Annotated in this window: 32 protein-coding genes and 1 other annotated feature; all 32 genes read right to left on the bottom strand. The window is 34.2% G+C overall.

What is annotated here, in order from left to right; translation table 11 throughout:
* Window positions 1-12: 12 nt before the first annotated feature.
* On the bottom strand, window positions 13-1,290 hold the full coding sequence (gene secY / locus ARA19_RS14575) for a preprotein translocase subunit SecY (protein ID WP_055071669.1): 1,278 nt from the start codon (window positions 1,288-1,290) through the stop codon (window positions 13-15).
* Between the two features lies 1 nt (window position 1,291).
* Window positions 1,292-1,732 (bottom strand): 50S ribosomal protein L15, encoded by a 441-nt coding sequence (gene rplO / locus ARA19_RS14580; protein ID WP_055071670.1) that lies wholly within the window; start codon window positions 1,730-1,732, stop codon window positions 1,292-1,294.
* A 23-nt stretch (window positions 1,733-1,755) separates the two neighbouring features.
* Window positions 1,756-1,929, bottom strand: a complete 174-nt coding sequence (gene rpmD, locus ARA19_RS14585; RefSeq protein WP_197276603.1) for a 50S ribosomal protein L30 — start codon at window positions 1,927-1,929, stop codon at window positions 1,756-1,758.
* Window positions 1,930-1,940: 11 nt separating this feature from the next.
* A complete protein-coding gene (gene rpsE, locus ARA19_RS14590) occupies window positions 1,941-2,438 on the bottom strand; it encodes a 30S ribosomal protein S5 (RefSeq protein ID WP_055071672.1) in 498 nt (165 codons plus the stop codon).
* A gap of 23 nt (window positions 2,439-2,461) precedes the next feature.
* Window positions 2,462-2,821 (bottom strand): 50S ribosomal protein L18, encoded by a 360-nt coding sequence (gene rplR, locus ARA19_RS14595; RefSeq protein WP_055071673.1) that lies wholly within the window; start codon window positions 2,819-2,821, stop codon window positions 2,462-2,464.
* Between the two features lie 22 nt (window positions 2,822-2,843).
* Window positions 2,844-3,383: a 50S ribosomal protein L6 gene (rplF, locus tag ARA19_RS14600; protein WP_055071674.1), complete on the bottom strand. Its 540-nt coding sequence runs from the start codon at window positions 3,381-3,383 to the stop codon at window positions 2,844-2,846.
* 99 nt (window positions 3,384-3,482) lie between these two features.
* On the bottom strand, window positions 3,483-3,881 hold the full coding sequence (gene rpsH, locus ARA19_RS14605) for a 30S ribosomal protein S8 (RefSeq protein WP_055071675.1): 399 nt from the start codon (window positions 3,879-3,881) through the stop codon (window positions 3,483-3,485).
* 30 nt (window positions 3,882-3,911) lie between these two features.
* Complete coding sequence (locus ARA19_RS14610) at window positions 3,912-4,097, bottom strand: type Z 30S ribosomal protein S14 (RefSeq protein ID WP_055071676.1); 186 nt, start codon at window positions 4,095-4,097, stop codon at window positions 3,912-3,914.
* A gap of 15 nt (window positions 4,098-4,112) precedes the next feature.
* Entirely contained in the window at window positions 4,113-4,652 is a 540-nt protein-coding gene (gene rplE / locus ARA19_RS14615; RefSeq protein WP_055072127.1) for a 50S ribosomal protein L5, read from the bottom strand.
* 25 nt (window positions 4,653-4,677) lie between these two features.
* Entirely contained in the window at window positions 4,678-4,992 is a 315-nt protein-coding gene (rplX, locus tag ARA19_RS14620; RefSeq protein ID WP_055071677.1) for a 50S ribosomal protein L24, read from the bottom strand.
* Window positions 4,993-5,016: 24 nt separating this feature from the next.
* Window positions 5,017-5,385, bottom strand: coding sequence for a 50S ribosomal protein L14 (gene rplN / locus ARA19_RS14625; RefSeq protein WP_055071678.1), 369 nt, complete (start codon window positions 5,383-5,385; stop codon window positions 5,017-5,019).
* 28 nt (window positions 5,386-5,413) lie between these two features.
* Entirely contained in the window at window positions 5,414-5,668 is a 255-nt protein-coding gene (gene rpsQ, locus ARA19_RS14630) for a 30S ribosomal protein S17 (RefSeq protein ID WP_055071679.1), read from the bottom strand.
* Between the two features lie 21 nt (window positions 5,669-5,689).
* The gene (gene rpmC / locus ARA19_RS14635; protein WP_055071680.1) at window positions 5,690-5,899 is read right to left on the bottom strand and encodes a 50S ribosomal protein L29; all 210 of its coding nucleotides are present in this window, start codon (window positions 5,897-5,899) and stop codon (window positions 5,690-5,692) included.
* Window positions 5,899-6,333, bottom strand: coding sequence for a 50S ribosomal protein L16 (rplP, locus tag ARA19_RS14640; protein ID WP_055071681.1), 435 nt, complete (start codon window positions 6,331-6,333; stop codon window positions 5,899-5,901). The genes rpmC and rplP overlap by 1 nt, the downstream gene beginning before the upstream one ends.
* 27 nt (window positions 6,334-6,360) lie before the next feature.
* Window positions 6,361-7,026, bottom strand: coding sequence for a 30S ribosomal protein S3 (gene rpsC, locus ARA19_RS14645; RefSeq protein ID WP_055071682.1), 666 nt, complete (start codon window positions 7,024-7,026; stop codon window positions 6,361-6,363).
* Between the two features lie 17 nt (window positions 7,027-7,043).
* Window positions 7,044-7,379: a 50S ribosomal protein L22 gene (gene rplV / locus ARA19_RS14650; RefSeq protein ID WP_055071683.1), complete on the bottom strand. Its 336-nt coding sequence runs from the start codon at window positions 7,377-7,379 to the stop codon at window positions 7,044-7,046.
* A gap of 26 nt (window positions 7,380-7,405) precedes the next feature.
* A complete protein-coding gene (gene rpsS / locus ARA19_RS14655) occupies window positions 7,406-7,687 on the bottom strand; it encodes a 30S ribosomal protein S19 (protein WP_055071684.1) in 282 nt (93 codons plus the stop codon).
* Between the two features lie 82 nt (window positions 7,688-7,769).
* Window positions 7,770-8,603 carry a 50S ribosomal protein L2 gene (gene rplB / locus ARA19_RS14660; protein WP_055071685.1) on the bottom strand — a complete coding sequence of 278 codons (834 nt, stop codon included), beginning with the start codon at window positions 8,601-8,603 and terminating at the stop codon, window positions 7,770-7,772.
* A gap of 56 nt (window positions 8,604-8,659) precedes the next feature.
* Window positions 8,660-8,953: a 50S ribosomal protein L23 gene (rplW, locus tag ARA19_RS14665; RefSeq protein ID WP_055071686.1), complete on the bottom strand. Its 294-nt coding sequence runs from the start codon at window positions 8,951-8,953 to the stop codon at window positions 8,660-8,662.
* Window positions 8,953-9,573, bottom strand: a complete 621-nt coding sequence (gene rplD, locus ARA19_RS14670; protein WP_055071687.1) for a 50S ribosomal protein L4 — start codon at window positions 9,571-9,573, stop codon at window positions 8,953-8,955. Before rplD ends, rplW begins: the two co-directional genes overlap by 1 nt.
* A gap of 24 nt (window positions 9,574-9,597) precedes the next feature.
* Window positions 9,598-10,227, bottom strand: a complete 630-nt coding sequence (gene rplC, locus ARA19_RS14675) for a 50S ribosomal protein L3 (protein ID WP_055071688.1) — start codon at window positions 10,225-10,227, stop codon at window positions 9,598-9,600.
* 89 nt (window positions 10,228-10,316) lie between these two features.
* The gene (gene rpsJ / locus ARA19_RS14680) at window positions 10,317-10,625 is read right to left on the bottom strand and encodes a 30S ribosomal protein S10 (protein ID WP_055071689.1); all 309 of its coding nucleotides are present in this window, start codon (window positions 10,623-10,625) and stop codon (window positions 10,317-10,319) included.
* 670 nt (window positions 10,626-11,295) lie between these two features.
* On the bottom strand, window positions 11,296-12,489 hold the full coding sequence (gene tuf / locus ARA19_RS14685) for an elongation factor Tu (protein WP_055068975.1): 1,194 nt from the start codon (window positions 12,487-12,489) through the stop codon (window positions 11,296-11,298).
* Between the two features lie 122 nt (window positions 12,490-12,611).
* Complete coding sequence (gene fusA, locus ARA19_RS14690) at window positions 12,612-14,681, bottom strand: elongation factor G (RefSeq protein WP_055071690.1); 2,070 nt, start codon at window positions 14,679-14,681, stop codon at window positions 12,612-12,614.
* Window positions 14,682-14,764: 83 nt separating this feature from the next.
* Window positions 14,765-15,235 (bottom strand): 30S ribosomal protein S7, encoded by a 471-nt coding sequence (rpsG, locus tag ARA19_RS14695; protein ID WP_055071691.1) that lies wholly within the window; start codon window positions 15,233-15,235, stop codon window positions 14,765-14,767.
* A 166-nt stretch (window positions 15,236-15,401) separates the two neighbouring features.
* Complete coding sequence (rpsL, locus tag ARA19_RS14700; RefSeq protein WP_055071692.1) at window positions 15,402-15,779, bottom strand: 30S ribosomal protein S12; 378 nt, start codon at window positions 15,777-15,779, stop codon at window positions 15,402-15,404.
* A 54-nt stretch (window positions 15,780-15,833) separates the two neighbouring features.
* Window positions 15,834-16,073, bottom strand: coding sequence for a ribosomal L7Ae/L30e/S12e/Gadd45 family protein (locus ARA19_RS14705; protein WP_055071693.1), 240 nt, complete (start codon window positions 16,071-16,073; stop codon window positions 15,834-15,836).
* A 138-nt stretch (window positions 16,074-16,211) separates the two neighbouring features.
* On the bottom strand, window positions 16,212-19,748 hold the full coding sequence (rpoC, locus tag ARA19_RS14710; RefSeq protein ID WP_055071694.1) for a DNA-directed RNA polymerase subunit beta': 3,537 nt from the start codon (window positions 19,746-19,748) through the stop codon (window positions 16,212-16,214).
* A gap of 126 nt (window positions 19,749-19,874) precedes the next feature.
* Window positions 19,875-23,576: a DNA-directed RNA polymerase subunit beta gene (gene rpoB / locus ARA19_RS14715; RefSeq protein ID WP_055071695.1), complete on the bottom strand. Its 3,702-nt coding sequence runs from the start codon at window positions 23,574-23,576 to the stop codon at window positions 19,875-19,877.
* 300 nt (window positions 23,577-23,876) lie between these two features.
* A complete protein-coding gene (rplL, locus tag ARA19_RS14720; protein ID WP_055071696.1) occupies window positions 23,877-24,242 on the bottom strand; it encodes a 50S ribosomal protein L7/L12 in 366 nt (121 codons plus the stop codon).
* A 53-nt stretch (window positions 24,243-24,295) separates the two neighbouring features.
* On the bottom strand, window positions 24,296-24,799 hold the full coding sequence (gene rplJ, locus ARA19_RS14725; protein ID WP_055071697.1) for a 50S ribosomal protein L10: 504 nt from the start codon (window positions 24,797-24,799) through the stop codon (window positions 24,296-24,298).
* A gap of 31 nt (window positions 24,800-24,830) precedes the next feature.
* Window positions 24,831-24,958, bottom strand: a sequence feature (ribosomal protein L10 leader region).
* Window positions 24,959-25,014: 56 nt separating this feature from the next.
* Complete coding sequence (gene rplA, locus ARA19_RS14730) at window positions 25,015-25,704, bottom strand: 50S ribosomal protein L1 (protein ID WP_055071698.1); 690 nt, start codon at window positions 25,702-25,704, stop codon at window positions 25,015-25,017.
* Between the last annotated feature and the right edge of the window lie 30 nt (window positions 25,705-25,734).

Consider the following 25,734-nt stretch of genomic DNA (forward strand, 5'->3'; position numbering starts at 1 on the left):
CCATACATTCTATTATTTAAGAAATCCTTTGTAGTGTCTCATTGTTAATTGTGTTTCAAGTTGTCTCATTATTTCTAATGATACTGAAACAAGAATTAATAATGATGTTCCACCAAATTGTACTCCTTTAAATGGAGTATAATTATTTATCACAACTGGCATAACTGCTAGTATTGCAGCAAATATTCCACCTATAAATGAAACCCTATTTAAAAGTTTCTCAAGATAGATTGCTGTTTCTTGACCTGGTCTTATACCTGGTATAAATCCTGAAGACTTATGCATATTTTCAGCCATTTCATCTGGCTTAAAAGTTATTTGAGTATAGAACCATGTAAAGAAAATAGTCAATACTGCATAACAAATTGGATAAAGTATCCCACTCTCATTGAATGGGCTCCATTGAGCTGCTGTTATCCATTGAGATACTGAGTTATTTGGGAAAAATCTTGCTACCGCACTAGGGAAACTCATTACTGACATTGCAAATATAATTGCTATTACTGTTGTTCCGATAATACTTAAAGGAATGTGAGTATTTTGCCCTTTATAAACTTTATTCCCAACTGATTTACCAGCATAGTGTACTGGTACTCTTCTCTCTGCTAATGATAAGTATATTACTGCACATAATAGAGCTAGTGTAAATACTATGAATAATACAATCTCAATTATATTTATGCTACCTGCTGATGTTAATCCAGCTAGTTGATAAGCTGTCATTGGTAATCCTGCTATTATGTTTGCGAAGATAATGATTGAAACACCATTACCAACACCTTTAACTGTTATTTGATCACCTAACCACATCAAGAATGTTGAACCAACTACCAATGAAATTATAATCAACATAACGGTCATTGGTGAATTAGTCTTTATGGCACCATATCTATTAATCAATAAATAACTACCATAAGCTGTTATAATTCCAATAACAAGTGAGAGGTATCTAGTAATATTTTGTATTTTCTTTCTACCTTCTTCTCCCTCTTTTGATAATTGCTCTAATTGAGGAATTGCTATTGTCAATAATTGCATAATTATTGATGAGTTAATATATGGAACAACCCCTAAGGCAAAGACACTAAATCTACTTAAGGATCCTCCAGATATCATATTATAAAAGCCAAACAACCCATCTGATTGTGTTAATTGCTTCAAACTCTGAGCGTCAATTCCAGGAACAGGAATATAGCTTCCCATCCTGAAAATAACTATTAAGAATACAGTCCATAATATTTTTTTTCTTAGGTCAGAAACTTTCCAGGCATTACTTAGGGTTGATAGCATACTACTTCACCTCTACTTTTCCTCCAGCTGCAACTATTTTATCAGCCGCTTGCTTTGAGAACTTGCAACCTTTAACTACTAATTTTTTTTCTATAGTTCCGTTACCTAATATCTTAACTCCGTCTAAAACTTTACTTACTACTCTTCTTTCAAGTAATAATTCTGGAGTTACTTCTGTTCCATCTTCAAAGATATTTAATCTATCTAAGTTGATAGCAACAAAATGCTTAGTGAAAGGATTAGTGAATCCTCTCTTAGGAAGTCTTCTGTATAAAGGCATTTGACCACCTTCGAATCCTGGTCTTACTCCGCCACCTGATCTAGCGTTTTGACCCTTCTCCCCTTTACCAGCATTTCTACCTAGTCCTGAACCAGTACCTCTACCGATTCTTTTCTTAGAATGTCTGCTACCAGCAACTGGTTTTAATTCATGAAGTTTCATACTTTATTACACCTCCTCTTTAATTATGCTTCTTCTACTTTTAATAAATAACTGATTTTAGTTATCATACCTTTTATTTGAGGAGTTTCCTCTTTTTCTACTGTTTTACCTATCTTCTTAAGTCCAAGGGCATGCGCAGTAGCTATATGGTCTTTTTTTCTACCAATTAAGCTTTTAACTAAAGTTACTTTTATCATCGCTATACCTCCTAACCTAATATTTCCTCAACAGATTTACCTCTTAATCTAGCTATATCTTCAGCTGTTCTTAAGTTTGTTAATCCATTGATTGTTGCTTTAACCATATTTCTTGGGTTGTTTGAACCTAATGACTTAGCTCTAACGTTCTTAAGTCCTGCAAGTTCAATTACCGCTCTAGCTGGACCACCAGCTATAACTCCTGTACCTTCTTTAGCTGGCATTATTAAAACATTACCAGTTCCAAATTTTCCGTGTATTTCATGAGGTACTGTGCCATCAACGATAGCAACTGATACTAAGTTTTTCTTAGCGTCCTCAATTCCTTTTCTGATTGCTTCTGGGATCTCGATTGACTTACCAGTTCCAACGCCTATGTGTCCGTTCTCGTCACCAACAACTACTAATGCGCTGAATCTAAAGTTTCTACCACCTTTAACAACCTTAGTAACTCTGCTTATATTAACAACTTTTTCTTTAAGCTCTAATGTACTAGGATCGATTCTCATTGCGTACTTTCCCTCCTTATTTATTAGAATTTTAAGCCTGCTTCTCTTGCTGCAGTAGCTAAAGCTTCTATTCTTCCGTGATATATGTATCCGCCTCTATCGAATACAACTTCAGTAATTCCTTTATCTATAGCCTTCTTAGCAACCATTTCGCCAACTAATTTAGCAGCTTCTTTATTGCTTCCAGCTTTGTCAAACCCTTTTTCTAAGCTTGATGCAGCTACTAATGTAACAGCATTTACGTCATCTATGATTTGAGCATATATATTTTTCTCACTTCTATATACTGCAAGTCTTGGTCTTGAAGGAGTTCCTGAAACTTTTTTACGAACTCTTAAGTGACGCTTTGCTCTAGATTGTTGCTTGTTTGCTTTTTTAAACATAGGGTTCACTCCTTTCTATTTATTACTTACCAGTTTTACCTTCTTTTCTTCTGATCACTTCGCCAGCATACTTGATACCTTTACCTTTATATGGTTCTGGTTTTCTCCATGATCTAATGTTAGCAGCTACAGCTCCAACTTTTTGCTTATCTATACCTTCAACAATGACTTTAGTTGTTCCATCTAATTTGAATGAAACTCCTTCCATTGCTTCAACTTCTACTGGATGTGAAAATCCTAAGTTCATAACAAGTTTATTTCCTTGTAATTGTGCTCTATAACCAACACCGTTTAATTCTAAAGTCTTAGAAAAACCTTGACTTACACCAATTATCATGTTGTTTATTAAAGCTCTTGTTAAACCATGTAAAGCTCTGTGAGTTTTATGGTCACTTGGTCTAGTAACAACTACTTCGTTGTTCTCAACAGCTATGTTTATGTCTGCATTCATAGCTTCCTTAAGCTCGCCTTTAGCACCTTTTACTATAACAACGTTCTCTGGTGTTACAGTAACAGTTACGCCAGCAGGTATAGCTATAGGTAATCTACCTACTCTTGACATAATCGCACCTCCTGTAATTTTTTGATCCGTGAAAAATCTATATTCTTATTATTTTCAATGCTTCAATCAATTTATATAAATTCAGTAACTAAATTCTTATTACCAAACGTAGCAGATAACTTCTCCGCCTAATCCTAATTTTCTAGCTTCTCTATCTACAACTAAACCTTTTGATGTTGATATTAAAGCGATACCTAATCCGTTTAATACTCTAGGTACTTCATCTTTCTTGCAGTATACTCTTAATCCTGGCTTTGATATTCTCTTAAGACCAGTGATTACTCTAGTACTGTCTGCACCATATTTAAGAGTTAATCTTAACATTGGAACTACACCGTCGTTGTACTCCTCTATTCCTTTAAGATATCCCTCTTGTAATAATATATTAACGATTGCCTTCTTAACTGTTGAAGAAGGAACCTCAACTACTTCATGTCTAACAGAATTTGCGTTTCTGATACGTGTTAGCAAATCTGCGATAGGATCTGTCATAACCATTATATTGTGCCTCCTTTCATTCTTTAAATATTACCAACTTGCTTTCTTACAACCAGGAATTTCGCCTTTGTAAGCTAATTCTCTAAAGCAAATACGGCAAATTCCGAATTTCTTTAATACAGAATGTGGTCTTCCACATAATCTGCATCTAGTATAAGCTCTTGTTTTGTATTTTGGTTCTTGTTTCCATTTTTCGATCATTGCCTTACGAGCCATAATATACCCTCCTTATTATTGAGCAAATGGCATTCCAAGGAATCTTAATAATTCTCTTGCTTCTTCGTCAGTTTTAGCTGTTGTTACGAAGATGATATCCATTCCTCTAACTTTATCTATTTTATCATATTCTATTTCTGGGAATATTAATTGTTCTTTAATTCCTAATGAGTAGTTTCCTCTTCCATCGAAAGCTTTGCTTGAAACTCCTCTAAAGTCTCTAACTCTAGGTAAAGCGATTGACATTAGCTTATCAGCAAATTCATACATTTTTACCTTTCTTAAAGTTACTTTACATCCTAAAGGCATGTTTTCTCTTATTTTAAAGTTAGCAACTGATTTCTTTGCTCTTGTTAAGATAGGCTTTTGACCTGATATTAAAGTTAAATCTGCAACAGCTGATTCTAAAACTTTAGCATTGTCCTTTGCTTCTCCTACACCCATGTTAATAACTATTTTCTCAAGCTTTGGAACTTCCATAACGTTCTTGTATCCAAACTTATCGATCATTGCTTGAACTACTTCTTTTTCATATATTTCTTGAAGTCTTGGCATCATGTAAAGTACCTCCTTTCAAATCTTATAGTGTTTCTCCACACTTCTTGCATACTCTTACTTTAGCGCCATCTTCTAATAGCTTATGGCTGATTCTTGTAGCTTTTTTACACTTTCCACAGTAAAGCATAACTTTTGCGCTGTTTATAGCAGCTTCTCTTTCTACAATACCACCTTGCATGTTTTCTCTATTAGGTTTTTGATGTTTCTTAACTACGTTAACATCTTTAACAACTACTGTTCCTTTTTTAGGGTTAACTTTAAGAACTTCACCGATTTTTCCTTTATCTTTTCCAGATATAACTACAACTTTGTCATTCTTTCTAACATGTACCTTCATCTTCGCACCTCCTAATCCTTCGAATTATAGAACTTCTGGTGCTAATGATAAGATCTTATTAAATTCTTTATCTCTTAGCTCCCTAGCAACTGGTCCAAATATACGAGTTCCTCTTGGTTGCTTATCATCTTTTATTATTACTGCAGCATTTTCATCAAATTTGATGTATGATCCGTCATTTCTTCTTAATCCTCTAACTGATCTAACTATAACTGCTTTTACAACGTCGCCTTTTTTAACAACTCCACCTGGTGTTGCACTTTTTACGCTAGCAACGATTATATCTCCAACATTTCCAAATTTTCTTTTAGATCCGCCTAATACTCTTATACACATAATTTCTTTTGCTCCTGAGTTATCAGCGACCTTTAATAGGGTTTGTTGTTGTATCATGAAATTAACCTCCTTTCAGACTTAAAGACTACTTAGCCTTTTCTGTAATCTCAACTAGTCTCCATCTCTTATCCTTTGATAGTGGTCTAGTTTCCATTATTAAAACTTTATCGCCCATTCTAGCTTCATTATTTTCATCATGAGCTTTGAACTTAGTTGTTCTGTTAACAGTTTTACCGTAAAGTGGATGTCTTACCTTTGTTTCTACAGCAACAACGATTGTTTTATCCATTTTATCAGAAACAACTTTACCTATTCTTTTTCTTCTTAAATTTCTTTCCACAGGTGTTACCTCCTTTCAGGATTACTGCTCAACCTTTAACTCATCTTCTCTTATGATAGTCTTGATTTGAGCTATTGATTTCTTTACTTCTTTGATTCTCATTGGGTTCTCTAGTTGACCTGTTGCCAATTGGAATCTTAAATTGAATAATTCAGCTTTAAGATCTTTTAATTTAACTCTTAAATCTTGAGGATTGCTTGTTCTTAATTCTTTTAATTCTCTAGCCTTCATTATTCTTCACCACCCATTTCCTCAAAATCTCTTCTTGTAACAAACTTAGTTCTTACAGGAAGTTTGTGTGAAGCAAGTCTCATAGCTTCTCTAGCTACTTCTTCAGCTACACCTGATAATTCAAATAATACTCTACCTGGCTTAACAACTGCTACCCAGTATTCTACTGAACCTTTACCTTTACCCATTCTTGTTTCAGCTGGTGTTGCAGTAACAGGTTTATCTGGGAATATTTTAATCCAAAGCTTACCGCCTCTTCTTATATGTCTGTTTATTGCTATTCTGGCAGATTCTATTTGATTACTTCTAATCCATCCACAACTAGTTGCTTGTATTCCGAAATCTCCATATGCTAAGAAGTTTCCTCTAGTTGCTTTACCTTTCATTCTACCACGTTGTACCTTACGGTGTTTTACTCTTTTAGGCATTAACATGACCTGATTCCTCCTTTCCTATGCTTCCTATGCGTCAGCTTCTTCTTTCTCTACTTTTTTAGTTGGAAGAACTTCTCCATTGTAAACCCAAACTTTAACTCCGATTTTTCCGTAAGTTGTATCAGCTTCTGCGAATCCGTATTGGATATCAGCTCTTAAAGTTTGTAGTGGAATAGTTCCTTCGTGATATTGCTCAGTTCTAGCTATTTCAGCTCCACCTAATCTACCTGAACATGCAGTCTTAACACCTTGTGCTCCTGACTTCATAGCTCTTTGGATTGATTGTTTCATAGCTCTTCTGAATGAGATTCTCTTCTCTAATTGTAATGCTATGTTTTCAGCCATTAATTGAGCATCAGCTTCAGCATTTTTAACTTCAACGATGTTTATTAATATATTTTTTTGGCTTGATAAGTTAGCTACTTTTTTCTTTAAGCTTTCTATACCAGCTCCACCTTTTCCTATAACAACACCAGGTTTAGCAGTATATATATTTAACTTAAGTCTTTTAGCTGCTCTTTCGATCTCTATTTTAGAAATCCCAGCAGTGTAAAGTTCTTTTTTAACAAATTTTCTTATTGCTTGGTCTTCAACTAAATTGTCAGCAAAATTCTTTTTATCAGCGTACCATTTTGCATCCCATCCTTTGATGACACCTACTCTTAGTCCATGAGGATTTACCTTTTGACCCACTCTGTTTCCCTCCTTACTTAAGCTCTTTCTTTAACTACAAGAGTTATGTGGCTTGTTTTTTTGTTTATTCTAAACGCTCTACCTTGAGCATGTGGTCTGAATCTCTTTAATGTTGGACCTTGACCTACAAATGCTTCTGAAACGAATAACTTAGCAGCATCTAATTCATTGTTATTTTCAGCATTTGCAACAGCTGATTTTAAAACTTTCTCAATAACTCCTGCTGCATCTTTTGGAGTGTATTTTAATATAGCAAAAGCTTCATTAACATTCTTTCCTCTTATTAAATCAAGAACAACTCCTACTTTCATTGGAGACATTCTAACATACTTAGCTATAGCTCTAGCTTCCATTTAAAGTTCCTCCTTTCCAGGCTGTATTATTTTCTCTTTGATGATTTTTCTGTATCAACGTGACCTTTATAAGTTCTAGTTAATACGAATTCACCTAATTTATGTCCAACCATATCTTCACTTACATATACTGGAACGTGTTTTCTTCCATCATGTACTGCGATAGTATGACCTATCATTTGTGGGAATATAGTTGAGCTTCTTGACCAAGTTTTGATAACTTTCTTATCTCCATTTTGGTTCATTTCTTCTATTTTCTTTAAAAGACCTGCATGCACGAAAGGTCCTTTCTTAATTGATCTACTCACTGGAATTGCCTCCCTTCATAACCTTTAATGTTATTTACTCTAAGCGACTAAGCACTGAAGAGAACTAACTATTCTCTCCAAATTACTTATCGTTTCTTCTCTTGATGATAAATCTGTTAGAGTATTTTTTAGTATTTCTAGTTTTGTATCCAAGTGCTGGTTTACCCCATGGAGTAACTGGACTTGGTCTACCGATAGGTGATCTACCTTCTCCACCACCGTGTGGGTGATCGTTAGGGTTCATTACAGAACCTCTTACTGTAGGTCTCCATCCCATATGTCTCTTTCTTCCAGCTTTACCGATGTTAACTATTTCATGAGTTGTATTTGAAACTGTACCAACAGTTGCTCTACACTCTATTCTAACATATCTCATTTCACCTGATGGTAATCTTAATGTTGCATAGTTACCTTCTTTAGCCATTAATTGAGCTGATGTACCAGCTGATCTTACTAATTGACCACCTTTACCAGCTTGTAATTCTATGTTGTGTACAAATGTACCAACTGGCATATGCTTTAATTGTAAAGCGTTACCTGGTTTGATATCCGCTTCTGGTCCTGATACTACTGTATCTCCAACTTTTAATCCAACTGGAGCTAGTATGTATCTCTTTTCTCCATCTGCATAAACAACTAATGCTATATATGCTGATCTGTTTGGATCATACTCTATTGTTGCAACCTTTGCAGGTACTCCGTCTTTATTTCTCTTGAAATCTATTAATCTGTATTTTCTCTTAGCTCCGCCGCCACGATGTCTTACAGTTATTTTACCTTGAGCATTTCTTCCTGCTTTCTTTTTTAATGAAACAAGAAGTGATTTCTCAGGAACATTTGTTGTTATTTCATCAAATGTTGCAACTGTCATTTGTCTTCTTGATGGCGTAATTGGGTTAAACTTTTTAACTGCCATTTGAAATTTCCCTCCTTATTAATCCTTCTCTGGCCTTCAGCCACTACCGGTTAATATTATTGCATTCCTTCAAAGAATTCAATAGTGCTTCCTTCAGCTAATGTTACGATAGCTTTCTTGTAGTCAGCTCTTTTTCCGATGTGAACGCCAACTCTTTTAGTTTTACCTTCAAGTCTGATTGTTTTTACATCAGCAACTTTAACATTGAATACTTCTTCAACAGCTCTTCTGATTTGAACTTTGTTAGCAGAAACATGAACTCTGAAAGTGTATTTTCCTTCAGCCATACCTGCCATGCTCTTTTCAGTTATAACTGGCTTACTGATTATATCATAGCTTGTAAGTTTCATTATGCGTACACCTCCTCGATTTTTTCTATAGCTTCCTTAGTTATTATTAGCTTTTCAAATTTAAGTAAGTCATAAACGTTTATGTTGTTTAATGGACATACTTCAACACCTGGAACGTTTCTTACTGATTTGTAAACATTCTCGTTTGATTCAGCTGTAACAACTAATGCTTTTTTAGCTTCTAATGCATTTAACATTTTTATAGCTTCTTTAGTTTTTGGAGCTTCAAATTCTAAGCTTTCTAAAACTAACATGTTATTGTCAGCAACCTTGCTTGATAAAGCTGATTTCATAGCAACAGCTCTCATGCTTTTTGGTATTGACATTCTGTAATCTCTTGGTTTTGGTGCAAATACGATACCACCTTTGATCCATTGTGGTGCTCTTATTGAACCTTGTCTTGCTCTACCAGTTCCTTTTTGTCTCCAAGGCTTGATTCCGCCTCCTCTAACTTCAGATCTAGTTTTAGCTGATTGAGTTCCTTGTCTCTTGTTAGCTAATTGAGCAACTACTACTTGATGTAATACTGCTTCGTTTATTTCAGCAGCAAATACTGATTCGTTTAATTGGATATCTCCAACTTTTTGTCCTTCTTTATTTAATAATCCTAATGTAGGCATTTTATTTCCTCCTTTCTAGAAAAATTATGCTTTAACGCTGTTTCTGATTACAACTGTACTTTTGTTAGCTCCTGGAATTCCACCTTTAACTAAAATGATATTCTTGTCAGCCATAACCTTAACTACTTCAAGGTTTAATACAGTAACATTTTCAGAACCCATGTGTCCTGGCATTCTTTTGTTTTTGAAAGTTCTTGATGGATCTGATGCAGCTCCCATTGAACCTGGTGCTCTATGGAATTTTGAACCGTGACTCATAGGTCCTCTGCTTTGATTCCATCTCTTGATAACGCCTTGGAATCCTTTTCCTTTAGAAACTCCAGAAACGTCAACTTTATCTCCAACTTCAAAAGTATCAACCTTTATTTCGTCACCAACATTGTAAGCTGATATATCATCTAATCTGAATTCTTTAAGAGTTCTTCTAGCTGATACTCCTGCTTTAGCAAAGTGACCTTTCTTTGGGCTGTTTACTAATTTCTCTCTGATTTCACCGAATCCTACTTGTATTGCATCGTAACCGTCGTTTTCAACAGTTTTCTTTTGAACAACAACACATGGACCAGCTTCTACAACTGTTACAGGAACAACTTTTCCATTTTGATCGAATATTTGAGTCATTCCGATTTTTTTACCTATTATAGCTTTTTTCATGTGGTTACACCTCCTAAACTTATTAGCGGATTGATTTACAATCATAATAGTTTTTCTATTATTACTTCAATATCAATTAAATCTAAAAATTATAGTTTAATTTCGATATCTACGCCAGCTGGTAAATTTAATCTCATTAATGCATCAACAGTTTTTGGTGATGGATTAACTATATCGATTAATCTTTTATGAGTTCTTATTTCGAACTGCTCTCTTGAATCTTTGTACTTGTGCACAGCTCTTAAGATAGTGATTACATCTTTTTCTGTTGGTAGAGGTATTGGACCTGCAACCTTAGCACCAGTTGATTTCGCAGTTTCTACGATTTTTTCAGCTGATTGATCTAATATTGTGTGATCAAATGCTTTTAATCTTATTCTTATTTTTTGTTTTGACATTTGGTTTCCCTCCTTTTCATGTACGTTTTACTTCTTAACGCACAACAGTTTCATTCTGTAAACTGTCCCTGGTGTTTCACATTTCGATAGAAACAGTAAGAATGTCTGTCGCTGGATTCTAGATCCACGCTAGCTCATCAAGAATATCCCGGAAGTTCGGCAACCTCTCGAATCAACGCTTTTTTGCTTTGCAACTTCTTAATTATACTATGTATATTTTATTTTTTCAAGCTTTTTAATTAGCTTTTTTCAAAATTAATTTTTTGATTTTTTTCTTCTCAAAACACTCTATTTAATATAATATACTATTTTAAAAATTTTTCAAGAGTATATTATTAACATAAAAAAAGGCCTTTAAAAAAGAGATGAATGATTAATCATCCATCTCTTTTTTAAAGGCCTTTTTTTGAACAACTTAAGAGTTTAAATATTTTAGTTTTTTGCGCTTAAACTTAAATATGAAATTCTTAAGCTTCATTGTATATACTTTGAACTTTTTTCTAATTGAATTAAATTAAAATATCTTGCGCTAAATATTTTAAAATAATTCTTAGAACATACACCCGAGTTCATTGGGCAATTTAATTCACTAAAAACAAATTAATGTTTATAAATGATATATTAATGCTTAGGTGAGATAAACTCACCTAAACAAGATAAATTTTAAGGATTATTCTGCTACCTTAGTAACAACTCCTGATCCTACAGTTCTTCCACCTTCTCTGATCGCGAATCTTAATCCTTCATCCATAGCTACTGGGTGAATTAATTCAACGTCCATATCGATGTGATCTCCTGGCATTACCATTTCCATTCCTTCTGGTAATTTTATTGATCCTGTTACGTCAGTTGTTCTGAAGTAGAATTGTGGTCTATATCCATCGAAGAATGGAGTATGTCTTCCACCTTCTTCTTTTTTAAGTACGTATACTTGACCTACGAATTTTGTATGTGGTTTGATTGATCCAACTTTTGCTAAAACTTGACCTCTTTCGATCTCGTCTCTTTGAACACCTCTTAATAATGCTCCTATGTTGTCTCCAGCTTGTGCTTCATCTAGTAATTTTCTGAACATTTCTATTCCTGTGATTACTACTTTTCTGCTTTCTTCTTTTAATCCAACGATTTCTACTTCGTCTGATACGTGAAGAACTCCGCTTTCAACTCTTCCTGTTGCAACTGTTCCTCTACCAGTGATTGTAAATACATCTTCTACAGGCATTAAGAATGCTTTATCTGTAGCTCTTTCTGGTGTTGGGATGTAGCTATCTACTGCTTCCATTAACTCATTGATACAAGCTGTTGCTTCTGCATCTGCTGGGTTTTCTAAAGCTCTTAAAGCTGATCCTTTTATTACTGGGATATCGTCTCCTGGGAAGTTGTACTCGTTTAATAACTCTCTTACTTCCATTTCAACTAATTCTAATAATTCTTCGTCGTCAACCATATCAGCTTTGTTTAAGAATACTACGATGTAGTCAACTCCAACTCTTGATGCTAATAGGATGTGCTCTCTTGTTTGAGGCATTGGGCCGTCTGCAGCTGAACATACTAATATAGCTCCGTCCATTTGAGCAGCTCCTGTGATCATGTTCTTAACGTAGTCAGCGTGTCCTGGACAGTCTACGTGAGCGTAGTGTCTGTTTGCTGTTTCGTATTCAACGTGAGCACTGTTGATTGTGATTCCTCTTTCTTTTTCTTCTGGTGCTTTATCTATTTCATCATATTTGAAAGCTTCAGCTCCACCTTGAGTTGCTAATACACTTGTTATAGCAGCTGTTAATGTAGTTTTACCGTGGTCTACGTGACCGATTGTTCCAATATTTACGTGTGGTTTACTTCTTTCGAATTTTGCCTTTGACATCGTTATTCCTCCTAAAACTATATAAATCTATAAAAAAGCATTTTGCTTTTTAAACTATTTTAAATAATTTATTTAATTACCTAGAAGGGAATTTAATCCCCTCTAAGTATTTTTAACTTTAATTATTTACCTTTTCTTTCTCCAACAACTTTTTCTTGGATACTCTTAGGTACTTCTTCATAGTGATCAAATTCCATTGAGTAGTTTCCTCTACCCTGAGTTCTTGATCTTAAAGCAGTTGCATAACCGAACATTTCTGAAAGTGCTACGAATGCTCTTATAACTTGAGCACCATTTCTAGCTTCCATACCTTCGATTCTACCTCTTCTTGAGTTGATGTCACCTATAACATCTCCCATATACTCTTCTGGTACTACTACTTCAACTTTCATCATTGGCTCAAGTAATACTGGGTTAGCTTTAGCCATAGCATTTTTGAATGCCATTGATCCAGCAATTTTGAATGCCATTTCAGATGAGTCAACTTCATGGTATGATCCATCATATAATTTGATTTTAAAGTTTATAACTGGGTATCCAGCTATTATACCACTTTGTGAAGCTTCTTGAATACCGTTATCTACAGCTGGTATGTATTCTTTTGGAATAGCTCCTCCAACTATAGCATTTTCGAATTCATATTCACCTTCGTGAGGTATCATTTCTATCTTACAGTGACCGTATTGTCCTCTACCACCTGATTGTCTAGCGAATTTAGCTTCAGCTTCAACAGCAGTTCTGATAGTTTCTTTGTAAGCAACTTGAGGAGCACCTACGTTACACTCAACTTTAAATTCTCTTTGTAATCTATCAGCGATGATATCTAAGTGTAATTCACCCATACCAGCGATGATTGTTTGACCAGTTTCTTGGTTAGTCCAAGTCTTGAATGTTGGGTCTTCTTCAGCTAACTTAGCTAAAGCTAATCCCATCTTTTCTTGACCAGCTTTTGTCTTTGGCTCTATAGCAACAGAGATAACTGGTTCTGGGAATTCCATACTTTCAAGTATGATTGGAGCTGATTCAGCACATAAAGTATCACCAGTAGTAGTGTTCTTTAATCCTATTATTGCTCCTAATTCACCTGCTTCTAATGATGTAACTTCTTCTCTTGAGTTAGCATGCATTTTAACAAGTCTTCCTATTCTTTCTTTTTTACCCTTAGTTGAGTTTAGAACGTATGAACCACTTTCCATAACTCCTGAATAAATTCTTGTGAATGCTAATTTACCAACGAATGGGTCAGTAGCAATTTTGAATGCTAATGCTGATAATGGAGCTGCATCTGAAGCTTCTCTTGTATCTTCATTACCTTCTAAATCAGTACCTTCAACAGCTTTTATATCTAATGGAGATGGTAAGAAATCAACAACTCCATCGATCATGTGTTGAACACCTTTATTTTTGTATGATGAACCACAGATTACTGGTACTATTTCATTAGCTATAGTAGCTTTTCTTAAAGCTGCTTTTAACTCTTCGATAGTTAACTCTTCACCTTCTAAGTATTTCATCATTAATTCTTCATCAGTTTCAGCGATAGCTTCGATCATCATTGATCTATACTCTTCAGCTTGATCTTTTAATTCAGCTGGTATTTCAATTTCTTTTTCAGTTTGACCTAGGTCATCTTCGTAAACTACAGCAACGTTCTTCATTAAGTCGATCATTCCTGCAAATTCAGCTTCTTTTCCTATTGGAATTTGAATAGCAATAGCATTAGCTCTTAATCTTTCTCTAACTGATCCTAAGCAGTTGAAGAAGTCAGCTCCTGTTGCATCCATTTTGTTTACATATATCATTCTAGGAACTTGATATTTATCTGCCTGTCTCCAAACAGTTTCAGTTTGTGGTTCAACCCCACTCTTTGCATCTAGAACTGTAACAGCTCCATCAAGTACTCTTAATGATCTTTCAACCTCAACAGTGAAATCTACGTGACCTGGAGTATCTATTATGTTTAATTCGTGACCTTTCCAGAAACAAGTTGTAGCAGCAGAAGTAATTGTTATACCTCTTTCTTGCTCTTGAACCATCCAGTCCATAGTTGAAGCTCCATCGTGAGTTTCACCTATTTTATGATTTTTACCTGTGTAGAAAAGTATACGCTCAGTAGTTGTTGTTTTACCCGCATCTATATGAGCCATTATTCCAAAGTTACGGAATTTTTCTAATGGATATTGTCTTGCCATTGTATCAATGTCCTCCTCTCAATTTATGGTAACTTAAATTCAACAAAACTGTTTTGGGAAACCAAAACAGCTTTGTATTAATATTAATATCTGTAATGAGCAAACGCTTTGTTAGCTTCAGCCATTTTATGAGTATCTTCTCTCTTCTTAACAGCTGCTCCAGTATTGTTAGCTGCATCTAATATTTCTGCTGCTAATTTTTCTCTCATGTACTTTTCGCCTCTTTTTCTAGTAGCTGCAAGTAACCATCTTAAACCTAAAGTCTGTCTTCTTTCTGGTCTAACTTCTATTGGAACTTGGTAGTTAGCTCCACCTATTCTTCTTGCTTTTACTTCTAATAAAGGCATGATGTTGTTTAATGCATCTTCGAATACTTCCATAGCATCTCTACCTGATTTTTCAGCTATTATTTCGAAAGCGTCGTAGCATATTTTTTGAGCTACTCCTTTTTTACCATCAAGCATAACACCATTTATTAACTTTGTTACAACTTTTGAGTTGTACATTGGATCTGCTAATACATCTCTTTTTGCTATATGTCCTTTTCTTGGCACTTTTCTTCCCTCCTTAACATATTCAAATTTAAGTTCATCGGTACTCGACATAACTTTAAATGTGTCGTAAAGTGCTCGCTTCTAATCTATATAAACTATATTAAAATCTATCTAAACTTTGAAGTCACAGCACTTAAACTAAGTTCAAGCTTTAAAATAACTTAAATTATTTTTGCTTTGGTCTCTTAGCACCGTACTTAGATCTTCCTTGCATTCTGTTAGCTACTCCAGCTGAGTCTAAAGCTCCTCTTACTATGTGGTATCTAACACCAGGAAGGTCCTTTACTCTTCCACCTCTTATAAGAACAACACTGTGCTCTTGTAAGTTATGGCCTACACCTGGAATGTAAGCAGTTACTTCGTATCCGTTAGTTAATCTAACTCTGGCAACTTTTCTTAAAGCTGAGTTAGGTTTCTTAGGAGTACTAGTTTTAACAACAGTACAAACTCCTCTTTTTTGTGGACACTCTTTAAGTGCTGGTGCAGTTGACTTAGAAACTAATGTTTTTCTGCCTTTTCTTACTAATTGACTTATAGTTGGCATACTTTCACCTCCTGATCATTATTATAACTATCTATATAAATATAAGATGTTAACTTATTTAAGTAATAATGCTGCAGCTGCTTTTACTTCTATGCCGCAGATTTTACCAAGTTCTTTCATAGTATCGACATATTCTATATCGATTTTTTGATTTTTTGCTAAAGATTTTAAAGGATTTATTATCTCTTCTTTCGCATCTTTTGCTAAATATAGAGATTTTCCTTTTCCTTCTTTCAAAAATTTTATTGATTGTTTAACACCAATAACCTTTTTCTCAAAAAGTCTGTCTACCATCTTTACCTCCTCTATAAAAACTGCTGAGATAAATCGAATTCTTCCGAATTACGTAGACAAGTTAATCCTTTATGACTTTTTGCTATACATACAAAATGTATTTTATCATTTTAAAATAACCATGTCAATAAATTAATCTTATTCTTCAATGGTATTTGCTAATTCATTTTCTATAATGTTGCTATCTGTGTTAAGTTTAACAGATCTATACTTCATCATTCCTGTTCCAGCAGGTATTAACTTACCGATTATTACATTTTCTTTTAATCCTATTAATGGATCTATTTTTCCTTTAATAGCTGCATCAGTAAGAACTCTTGTTGTTTCTTGGAATGAAGCTGCTGATAAGAAACTGTCTGTTGCTAAGGCAGCTTTTGTTATACCTAATAGTACTTGCTCTCCTTTAGCTTTTTCTCCACCTAGAGCTTCAACTCTAGCATTTTCTTCGTGGAAATCAAACATATCTATCATTACACCTGGTAATAAATCAGTATCCCCTGACTCACTAACCTTTATCTTTCTAGTCATTTGTCTTACAACTACTTCTAAGTGTTTATCATTGATATCAACCCCTTGAAGTCTGTAAACTTTTTGAACTTCTGAAAGTAAGTATTGTCTTGCTCCATCAACACCTTTGATTGCCATTATATCATGTGGATTAACTGATCCTTCTGTAATTTCATCTCCAGCTTCTATTGAATCACCATCATGTACTTTTATTCTTGAACCGAATGGTATGTCATAAGTGTATTCTTCACCGTTGTCTGCAATTACATATACTGTTTTCTTCTTCTTAGTTTCTTCAACTTTTACGCTTCCTGAAACTTCACTTACTATTGCTAATCCTTTTGGTTTTCTTGCCTCGAATAACTCTTCAACCCTTGGAAGACCTTGAGTTATATCTGCTCCAGCAACTCCACCTGTATGGAATGTTCTCATTGTAAGCTGTGTTCCTGGCTCACCGATTGATTGAGCAGCAACTATACCAACAGCTTCTCCGATATTTATCTTATCTGCTGTTGCCATGTTCATACCATAACACTTAGAACAAACTCCAACTTTAGCGTTACATGTAAATACTGATCTAATTTTTACTTTTTTAATTCCTGTATTAGCTATTTTAGCAGCTAATTCTGAGTTCATGTAAGTATCTCTTTCAGCTAGAAGTTCACCTGTTTCTGGATGTAAAACATCTTCTGCAGTGTATCTACCTGTTAATCTTTCTTCAAGACCTTCTATACTTTCATTTCCTTCTTTTATTTCTGCAACATAAATACCTTCTGTTGTTCCACAATCTTCAGTTCTAACAATAACATCTTGGCTTACGTCAACAAGTCTTCTTGTTAAGTATCCTGAGTCTGCAGTTTTAAGAGCTGTATCGGCATTACCTTTTCTAGCTCCGTGAGTTGATATGAAGTATTCAGATACATCAAGACCCTCTCTGAATGAAGCTCTGATTGGAAGTTCTAGAATTTTACCTGATGGACTAGCCATAAGTCCTCTCATCCCTGCAAGCTGTTTGATCTGTGACTTAGATCCTCTGGCTCCAGAGTCAGCCATCATGAATATTGGGTTAAATTTATCCAAGCTATCCATTAAGGCATTAGCAACTTCTTCAGTTGTATTAGTCCATTTTTCTATAACTCTTTCATATCTTTCATCTTCTGATATAAGACCTCTTCTATACATCTTTTCTATCTTTTCAACTGTTTGATCAGCTTCTTCTAGTAATTCGTATTTTCTCTTAGGTACTATCATATCAGATGCTGCAACTGTTACAGCTCCTATTGATGAATAATGATATCCTGTTGCTTTTATATTATCTAGCATTATAGATGTTTCTGTTGGTCCATATTTTTGGTAACATTTATCTATAAGTTTTCCTAATGACTTTTTAGTAATTAAGAAATCAATTTCTAAATTAAACATTTCATCTGGATTAGTTCTATCAACAAATCCTAAGTTTTGAGGTACGCATTCATTAAATATAACCTTACCAGGAGTAGTCTTTATTATTCCTGACTTTAATTCTCCGTCGATCATTTTAGTTATTTTAACATTTATTTTTGCATGAATTGCAACTTCTTTAAGTTGATAAGCCATTATAACTTCATCTAAACTTGAGAAGTATTTACCTTCACCTTTTACATTATCCTTATCCATAGTTAAGTAGTATGATCCAAGTACCATATCCTGAGTAGGTACACATACAGGCTTACCATCTGAAGGTTTCATTATATTCCCTGCTGCTAACATTAAGAATCTAGCTTCAGCTTGTGCTTCAACTGATAATGGTACGTGAACAGCCATTTGGTCTCCATCAAAGTCAGCATTATAAGCTGTACATACTAATGGATGAAGTTTTATTGCTCTTCCTTCAACTAAAACAGGTTGGAATGCTTGAATACCAAGTCTGTGTAGAGTAGGAGCACGGTTAAGTAAAACTGGATGATCTGCAATTACTTCTTCTAATACATCCCATACTTGAGGCATTACTCTCTCAACTAATCTTTTAGCATTCTTAATGTTGTGAGATATTCCGTCTTCAACTAATTTCTTCATAACAAATGGCTTAAATAATTCTAATGCCATTTCTTTAGGAAGACCACATTGATACATTTTTAATTCAGGTCCAACAACGATAACTGATCTTCCTGAATAGTCAACCCTCTTACCAAGAAGGTTTTGTCTGAATCTTCCTTGCTTACCTTTAAGCATATCTGATAATGATTTAAGAGGTCTGTTTCCTGGACCTGTTACTGGTCTTCCTCTTCTACCATTATCTATAAGAGCATCAACAGCTTCTTGAAGCATTCTTTTTTCATTTCTTACGATTATATCAGGAGCTCCAAGATCTAATAACTTTTTAAGTCTGTTATTTCTGTTTATAACTCTTCTATATAAGTCATTTAAGTCTGAAGTCGCAAATCTTCCACCATCTAATTGAACCATTGGTCTTAAATCTGGTGGTATTACAGGTATTACATCTACTATCATCCATTCTGGTTTATTACCAGACTTTCTGAATGATTCTACAACTTCAAGTCTTCTAACTATTCTTACTTTCTTTTGGCCAGTACTTTGCTTTAATTCTTCTTTTAATTCAACTGATAATCTTTCTAATTCAATTTCAGCTAAAAGAGATTTAACAGCTTCAGCACCCATAGCTGCTTCAAAGCTTTCTTCACCGTATTTATCACAAGCTTCTCTATACTCTTTTTCATTTAATAGTTGTTTCTTTAATAATCCAGTTTCTCTAGGATCTATTACAACATAAGAAGCAAAGTATAAAACTTTTTCCAATGATCTTGGTGACATATCAAGGATTAATCCCATTCTTGATGGGATACCTTTAAAGTACCATATATGAGATACAGGAGCTGCTAATTCTATATGTCCCATTCTCTCTCTTCTTACTTTAGATTTTGTGACTTCAACTCCACATCTATCACAAACTACACCTTTATATCTTACTCTTTTATACTTTCCACAGTGACATTCCCAGTCCTTCATTGGTCCAAATATTCTTTCACAGAAAAGACCATCTCTTTCTGGTTTTAATGTTCTATAGTTAATTGTTTCAGGTTTTTTTACCTCACCTCTAGACCATTCTCTAATTTGCCCTGGAGATGCTAGCCCTATTTGTAAAGCATCAAAATTATTTAATTCAAACAAGGGTGTATCCTCCCTTCATATTAATGTATTAATAGATTAATATTCCTCTACTAAATTTAGTAGAGGAATATTTTTTTTTTAGCTCCTACTAGGTTTGGGTTAGTAGGATTAACCCAATATATATAATTACTCTTCGAAATCATCTAATTCTAAATCAGTATTGAAGTCTTCTAGGTCTAAATTTTCATAATCTACATCTTCTTCTTCAGCTTCAACTTCTACATTATCAATGTATCCATCTTCATTAGCTGTTTCTACTGGTAAAGAATCTTCTGTTCCTTCCATATTTACTTCTAAGTCATCTAATATTTCTTCAGAAATTTCTTTTAAAGTAACTTCTTCGTGTGAGTCATTTAAGACTTTAACATCTAAGCATAAAGCTTGAAGTTCTTTAATAAGAACCTTAAATGATTCTGGAACACCTGGTTCAGGTATATTTTCACCCTTTACAATAGCTTCGTAAGTCTTAACTCTTCCTACAACGTCATCTGATTTTACTGTTAAGATTTCTTGAAGTGTATGAGCAGCACCGTATGCTTCTAATGCCCAAACCTCCATCTCACCAAATCTTTGACCACCGAATTGAGCTTTACCTCCAAGTGGTTGTTGAGTAACTAATGAGTAAGGACCTGTTGATCTAGCATGTATCTTATCATCTACTAAGTGAGCAAGTTTTAAGATATACATTATACCAACTGTTACACGGCTATCGAACTCTTCACCAGTTCTTCCGTCTCTTAATACTGTTTTACCATCTGCATTATATCCAGCTTCTTCTAAGTGCTTTTCGATATCTTCTTCAGTAGCACCATCAAATACTGGAGTAGCAATATGCCATCCTAATGCACTTGCAGCCCAACCTAAATGGACTTCAAGAACCTGACCGATGTTCATACGTGATGGAACCCCTAGTGGGTTTAAGCAGATTTGAAGTGGTCTACCATCTGGTAAGAATGGCATATCTTCTTCTGGTAATACTCTTGAGATAACCCCTTTATTACCGTGACGTCCTGCCATCTTATCTCCAACAGAGATTTTTCTCTTTTGAGCTATATAACATCTTACAAGCTCATTAACTCCTGGTGGAAGTTCATCTCCATTTTCTCTAGTAAATACTTTTACATCTACTATAATACCAGCTTCTCCGTGAGGAACTCTTAATGAAGTATCTCTAACTTCTCTAGCTTTCTCTCCGAATATAGCTCTAAGTAATCTTTCTTCAGCAGTAAGTTCAGTTTCTCCTTTTGGTGTTACTTTACCAACTAAGATATCTCCTGATCTTACTTCGGCACCAATTCTTATGATACCTCTTTCATCTATATCTTTAAGAGTATCTTCACTTACGTTTGGAATATCTCTTGTTATTTCTTCTGGTCCTAATTTAGTATCTCTAGCTTCACATTCATACTCTTCTATATGGATTGATGTAAATACGTCTTCTCTAACTAATTCTTCTGAAATTAGCATAGCATCCTCGTAGTTATATCCTTCCCAAGTAATGAATCCCATTCTGATGTTTTTACCTAAAGCTATTTCTCCTAAATCAGTTGATGGTCCATCAGATAAAACTTGACCTTTAACTACTTTTTCACCTTTATCAACTATTGGTCTTTGGTTTATACATGTACCTTGGTTACTTCTCTTGAATTTAAGAAGTCTGTATACATCTGTACCACCATCTGAATCTCTAGTTATTCTAACTTCGTTAGCACTTACATAACTAACTACACCAGCATTTTTAGCTTTTGGTAAAACTCCTGAGTCAACAGCTGCTCTGTACTCTATTCCAGTACCAACTATTGGAGCTTGTGGTTTTAATAATGGAACTGCTTGACGTTGCATGTTTGATCCCATAAGTGCTCTTGATGCGTCGTCGTTCTCTAAGAATGGTATCATAGCTGTTGCTACTGATACTAATTGTCTTGGAGATACATCCATTAAATCAACATCTTCTTTAGGTACTATTAAAACTTCATCTTGAGCTCTTACAGTTACCTTAGAGTCAATAAATCTACCTTCTTCATCTATAGGCTCATTAGCCTTAGCTACAAGGTATTGATCTTCTTCATCTGCTGTAAAGTATCTAATTTCTTTAGTTACAATACCTGTTTCTTTATCTACAATTCTATATGGTGTTTCTATGAATCCATATTCATTTACTCTAGCATAAGTTGCTAATGAGTTTATAAGCCCTATGTTTGGTCCCTCTGGTGTTTCTATAGGACACATTCTTCCATAGTGAGAATGGTGAACGTCTCTTACTTCGAAACCAGCTCTTTCTCTTGAAAGACCTCCTGGTCCTAAGGCTGATAATCTTCTCTTATGAGTTAATTCTGAAAGTGGATTAGTTTGATCCATGAATTGTGATAATTGTGAACTTCCGAAGAATTCTTTAATAGCTGCGGCTACTGGTCTTATGTTAATTAATTGTTGTGGTGTAATTGCTTCTTGGTCTTGAATAGTCATTCTTTCTTTAACTACTCTTTCCATTCTTGATAAACCAATTCTAAATTGATTTTGAAGAAGCTCACCAACACTTCTTAGTCTTCTATTTCCTAAGTGGTCTATATCATCAACAACACCAATACCATAAGCTAAGCCCATTTCGTAACTTATTGTTGCAAATATATCATCTTTGATTATATGCTTTGGTATAAGTTTGTTTATGTTCTTTTTAATTTCTTCTTTAATCTCTTCATCTGATGAACAGCTATCTAAGATTTCTTTTAATGTAGGGTAGTGAACTGCTTCTTTTATACTAAGCTCTTCTACATCAAAGTTTACATGTTTAGCAAGGTCAACAAAATGGTTACCAATTACTCTGATAACTCTGTCTTCTACTAAAACATCTACTGAATTTATTCCTAGATTTTGTATTTCTTCAGCTTTTACTCTTGATATTTTTTCACCTTTAGCTACTAAGATTTCTCCTGTAGATGGGTCAACTATATCTTCAGCTGAAATTTTGTTAGCTATTCTTAAATTTATAGCTAATTTTTTGTTAAATTTATATCTACCAACTTTTGATAAATCATATCTTTTTGCATCGAAGAATAAAGAATCTATTAATGAAATCGCACTTTCAACTGTAGGTGGTTCACCTGGTCTTAGTCTTTTATAGATTTCAAGTAAAGCTTCTTCTCTTGTCTTCGTATTGTCTTTTTCTATACTAGCTTTTAATCTTTCTTCTTCTCCAAAGTAATCTAATAATTCTTGATCACTTCCAAAGCCCATAGCTCTAGCTAAAATACTTATAGGAAGTTTTCTTGTCTTATCGATTCTTACATATATTATATCGTTAGAATCTGTTTCATATTCTAACCATGCACCTCTGTTAGGAATAACAGTTGAGGAGAATAATTTTTTACCTGTTTTATCAACTGAATAGTTGTAATAAACACCAGGTGATCTTACTAACTGAGAAACAATAACTCTTTCGGCTCCATTTATTATGAACGTTCCTTGTTCAGTCATTAATGGGAAGTCTCCCATAAATACCTCTTGTTCTTTTATTTCTCCTGTTTCTTCGTTCTGTAATCTTACAGTCACTTTTAATGGTGCTGCATAAGTAGAATCTCTTTCTTTACACTCTTCTACTGTATACTTGATATTTTCCATATCAAGATTATAACCGACAAACTCTAAAACTAGGTTTCCAGTAAAGTTTGCAATAGGATTAATATCATTAAAAACCTCTTGTAAACCAGCTTCTAAAAACCATTTGTAAGAGTCTAGCTGAACTTCTATTAAATTTGGCATTTCAGCTACATCTTTAACTTTAGCAAAGCTCATTCTCGTTCTTTTTCCAACTTGGACAGGATGTACCATCAATATTCACCCCTCGTATAAACTAAAATAACCAAAAGCGCACTTTCCCTAAGGACTTTTTCACTTTCGGACTGCATACAATATCATCTTTTTAGTATATCCATATTTTCTTATTTTATTCAAAAATTTTCTATAGAATATACTTATTCATAATGAATAATACATTAAATTATAGTACCATAGGTATAGCTTCCTGTCAACTAACCTATTTAAATTTATTTTAAGAATATTTTAGAAAAAAAAGAGGCACTTTAAAGTACCTCTTTTATTTTTAATTTCAAAGATTAAAATAATTTTAAATTATTTTAATTCTATTTCAGCTCCAACTTCAGCTAATTTAGCTTTCATGTCTTCAGCTTCTTCTTTAGCTACGCCTTCTTTAATAGTTTTTGGAGCTCCATCAACTATTTCTTTAGCTTCTTTTAATCCTAATCCAGTTATTTCTCTAACAACTTTGATTACTTTGATTTTGTTAGCTCCAGCGTTAGTTAATACTACGTCGAACTCTGATTTTTCTTCAGCAGCTCCACCTGCAACAGCAGCACCTGCAACAGCTACAGGAGCAGCAGCGCTTACTCCAAACTCTTCTTCACAAGCAGTTACTAATTCGTTTAATTCTAAAACAGTCATACCTTTGATAGCTTCTATGATTTGTTCTTTTGTCATTTTTTCGCACCTCCGAAAATATTTCTCATATTTTTATTATTTTTATTTACTAATTATTCAGCAGTTTCTGCCTCTTTTTTATCTTTAATTGCATTTAATAAGTATGCAAGGTTTGATAATGGAGACTTGATGCTTCCAAGAAGTTTTGCGATAAGAACCTCTTTTGAAGGGATATCTGCAATTTTCTTGATCATGTCTTGATCGTAAACTATTCCGTCTACTATACCAGCTTTTAATTCTAAAGCTTTGTGGTCTTTAGCGAAGTTATTAAGTACTCTAGCTGGAGCAGTAGCATCTTCGTAACCGAATGCTATTGAAACTGGTCCTTCTAAGTATTCTATGATTCCTTCGTGTCCTAATTCTTTAGCTGCTAATGTTACTAAAGTATTTTTGTATACTTTGTATTCTATACCAGCTTCTCTTAGGTTCTTTCTTAATTCTGTATCTTGTTCTACAGTTAAACCTTGATAGTTTGTAAGTACAACAGCTTGTGCTTTTTCCATTTTTTCTTTGATTTCAGCAACTTTAGCTTCTTTTAGTTGTCTATTCTTGTTCACTGTGTCCACCTCCTCACAGTTAAAAACTGCTTTATATATTAAGAAAAGTCTTCCCGTAGACAGAGGAAGACTTCATAGATATATATCTCAAAATCCCTCGGTAGGTTGTTTACGTTATGCTTGAGCACCTACTGTCTACGGAAACTTTTATTCACTTTTTCAACAAGATTTATTATAATAACATAATTCTCTTGTGTCAAGCTTTTTTATAAAAATTAATCTAAAACTTTTGTTGGGTTGATTCTAGCTCCAGGTCCCATTGTAGCAGAAACTGAAACTGACTTAATGTATTGTCCTTTAGCAGCAGCTGGTTTAGCTTTTACTATAGCATCCATTAATGTTTTGAAGTTTTCAACTAATTTTTCTTCTCCAAATGATTTTTTACCAATTGGGCAGTGAACTATAGCAGTTTTATCAACTCTATATTCAACTTTACCTGCTTTTATTTCTGATATAGCATTAGCTACATCAAATGTTACTGTACCTGATTTTGGGTTTGGCATTAATCCTTTAGGTCCTAAAACTCTACCTAATCTACCAACGATACCCATCATATCTGGTGTTGCAACTACTACATCAAAATCAAACCAGTTTTCACCTTGGATTTTTTGTAGTAAATCTTCTGCTCCAACGTAATCAGCTCCAGCTTCTTTAGCTTCGTTAGCTTTATCACCTTTAGCGAACACTAAAACTCTTACAGTTTTACCTGTTCCGTGTGGAAGTACTACTGCACCTCTTACTTGTTGGTCAGCATGTCTTGGGTCTACTCCTAATCTTACATGTAATTCGATAGTTTCATCGAATTTAGCTTTTGCAGTTTTTACAGCAAGTTCTAATGCTTCTGCTGGAGTATATAATGCATTTTTATCAACTAATTTTGCACTTTCAACATATTTTTTTCCCATTATTAATCCTCCTTTGTGGTATTAACGGCC

This window comes from Clostridium massiliamazoniense (assembly GCF_001403635.1).
Lineage (GTDB): Bacteria > Bacillota > Clostridia > Clostridiales > Clostridiaceae > Sarcina > Sarcina massiliamazoniense.